At 40.0% G+C, this 2,976-nt stretch carries 2 protein-coding genes; both read left to right on the top strand.

Going from position 1 to position 2,976, the window contains the following annotated elements; genetic code table 11:
• Positions 1 to 2,025, top strand: a 2,025-nt coding sequence (locus DWW60_RS13255; RefSeq protein WP_199414469.1) for an Ig-like domain-containing protein, incomplete at its 5' end; no start/stop codon positions are given.
• A gap of 123 nt (positions 2,026 to 2,148) precedes the next feature.
• Positions 2,149 to 2,772, top strand: a complete 624-nt coding sequence (locus tag DWW60_RS13250) for a hypothetical protein (RefSeq protein ID WP_055224731.1) — start codon at positions 2,149 to 2,151, stop codon at positions 2,770 to 2,772.
• Positions 2,773 to 2,976 lie beyond the last annotated feature (204 nt).

Here is a 2,976-nt window from a genome sequence, read left to right as displayed (position 1 = left end):
GTTATCTGGAAAAGCAGCAATTCCAAGATCGCAAAGGTAAGCGTATCAGGCAGGGTCACAGCAGTAAGAGGCGGTAGAGCGACGATCACAGCGATTGCTGCTGATGGTTCAGGAAAGAAAGCGATCTGCAGGGTGACTGTAAGGGCCTCAGTATCATCGATAAGTTTCAGCAAAACAAATGGAAAGATGTATGTTGGCAGAACGATGCAGCTAAGCCCGGTGATAAAGCCGGCAGATGCAACAAATAAAAAATGTGCATGGAGTTCTTCAAATGATAAGGTAGCAGTGGTAAATTCTGAAGGAAAAGTATATGCGGTTGCTGCAGGAACAGCAGTGATAACAGCAAAGGCTACAGATGGCACAGGTAAGAAGGCGACATACAAAGTCACAGTTACGAAAGCGAACACCATAGCATCTGCAACTGTCAGTGACCCACAAACTGTGCAGGTTACATTATCGGGAAGTCAGAAACTTCCGGCTTCCAGTTTTGTTGTAAAGGCGAGCACGGTACTGAATGGAACATATAACTATACCATTCCATTGGACGGCGTGACGACAAAGGACAATAAAACCTACACCATAGCGCTGAGAAGAGGATGCTCATTAAGCGATTATGTGAGAGTCTGTGTCTATGTAGATGGACTGTATGGCACAGGTAAGTCAAGTATTGAGACATATTATTCCAAGGATCATTCAAATAGAAGGGTTTATATGACTTATGAACTTGAACAGAATGAGTCATTCAGCAGAGAATTTACAGTGGATCGCGCAAGAGGAATATGTAAAATTACTGTAGACAAGCTCCCTGATGGTGTGAAATATGCAATAAAAACGGATGGAAGTAACGCGATCAGTTTCAGTGGAACAGTGAGAAAGACAGGAACAACGAAAACAACAATTAAGTCTGTTGATGAGCTGGGGGATATAGTTACATACATAATCACATGGAATGTCAGCAGTTCGTCGGTGATCGCGGCGTATTATATACCTCAATACGGCATGATAGGCACGGATGATAAATATTATTCAGTAAGTGTGAAGCCTGCATCTGTCGCAGGCGGTTCAGGGAAATACACTTATAGCATAGACGGGGATGACTATGGCTTGAGTGTTGATATAACAGGAAGGGTCACAGGAAAAATTTATCAGGAGGGAACATATAACCTGAAGGTAAAGATAACGGATGACAACGATACGAAGATCAGCACCACAGTTAACTGTGAGATAAATGCTAAAAAGGCAATCAAGGTTGAGGGGTATGTCAAGGATATAAATGGAAATAACCTGAACGGGGTATCGATCAAGTTCTACAATCAGGATAAAGCAACTCCTTATAAGCTTGCGTGGAATGGTGCTACATCAAGAAATGATGGCTCATATTCGATGGATCTGTTCCCTGGTACATATGAAGTGGTAATATCCATAAGAGATGACAGCACATATCTGTATAATCAGAAATTTGACAAGTCTGAGACTGGCAGAAACTTTGTATCAGATGTATTAAAACTTACTGTAAATCCTGACAATGCCAAGTATTCTGTTGATGATATCGGAGTATGGTATGATGAATATGACAGACAATGCGGTACAAATGGGTATGTTTATCTTGTCCCAGGAACATCATATACACTTAAGGCCAAAGGAATGGGTAAGCGGGGAGTGATAACTGCAAAGGTAGACAGAAAGGCAGTTTCAGTCACAGCAAAAATGTCTGAGGATGTGATCGAGATTGGCGATAAAACCTCATTTTATGCAGAAAAAGAAGAGTTATACAAATTTGTTCCAAAAACCACGGGCACATATTACTTCTATTCAATTTCGACAGGAGATCCGTATGGATATCTGTATGATGAGAACAGAAAAATTCTGGCAGCAGTGGATGATGTAAAGCACGACCTGTCAACTAATAAAAATGATTTTTGCATGAGTTATAAATGTGTTGCGGGCAAGACATATTATATATCCGTAATCAGATCCGCATGTGATGTATATATATCGACTACTAATCCGAAATCGGGTAATTAACTTTTGTGGTGATAATGTCAATATACAGTTTGTATATATATTGGAAAGTGATATAATAAGTAATATGATAGCTGTAGTTGCGTAGACGGGATATGCACATATTATAGTGAGGAGGATCATATTATGAACAAACTAATGAGAAAAGTAGTCGTGTTAATGGTTGCATTTTCCATGTTGTTTGCCGGGGCTTTTGCATCTGGCTCGACGGAGGTTCAGGCGGCCACAACTCCTGCAAAGGTGACAATAAAGAGCGCAAAGGCAAATTACTGGCATGATGAGATATTTGTGTCATGGAAGAGTGTGAAAAACGCCACAGGTTACCAGGTGGCATTTAGAAAGACGAACAGTTCTGTATACAGAAAGGTTTCGGTAAGGGGAAAAACATCAAGAACACTTCTGCTTGACACTTACAGGACATCGTACACCATAAAAGTCAGAGCGTTCAGACAGGTCAGGGTAAAAGGAAAAGTAAAAACCTATTATGGCAAATGGTCAAATATAAAGGTTGTAAAACAGAAATATACACCACCAAAGAACAACACAAGTTCCGACAGTTCTGGAAATTCCGGAAGTGGAAATGGTTCACAGGGATCGATTGGAACAGGTTCTGGAAATGATGTATGGATACCGAGAACAGGAAAGAAGTACCACAGCAGATCGACATGTAGTGGCATGAACGGACCGACAAAGGTATCAAAGAGTTATGCAGAGAGCATGGGATATACTCCTTGTAAAAAGTGTTATTAAGTATATTTAATTAGAATATTAAGAACTAGCGAAAAGCCGGGGATACAATAAGTGGATTGTATATCCGGCTTTTCGCCTTTTTATACAAAATAATAGGGAATTTTGCGAGATTGACAAAAAAATGCGCATAATTCATAATTGTGATATGGTGTATTAAAAAGGAAAGGTTATGTTTTAAGGAAAAAGGAGGAACTTTATGAAAAG

Origin of the sequence: Coprococcus sp. AF16-22 (genome assembly GCF_003461545.1) — a bacterium.
Lineage (GTDB): Bacteria > Bacillota > Clostridia > Lachnospirales > Lachnospiraceae > Coprococcus > Coprococcus aceti.
Note: the sequence above shows the minus strand (reverse complement) of the source record. Positions and strands in the feature narration are given on the sequence as shown.

Coding starts and splice junctions, on each gene's coding strand:
- DWW60_RS13250 (WP_055224731.1), top strand. CDS start 2,149: ATGAACAAACTAATGAGAAAAGTAGTCGTGTTAATGGTTGCATTTTCC.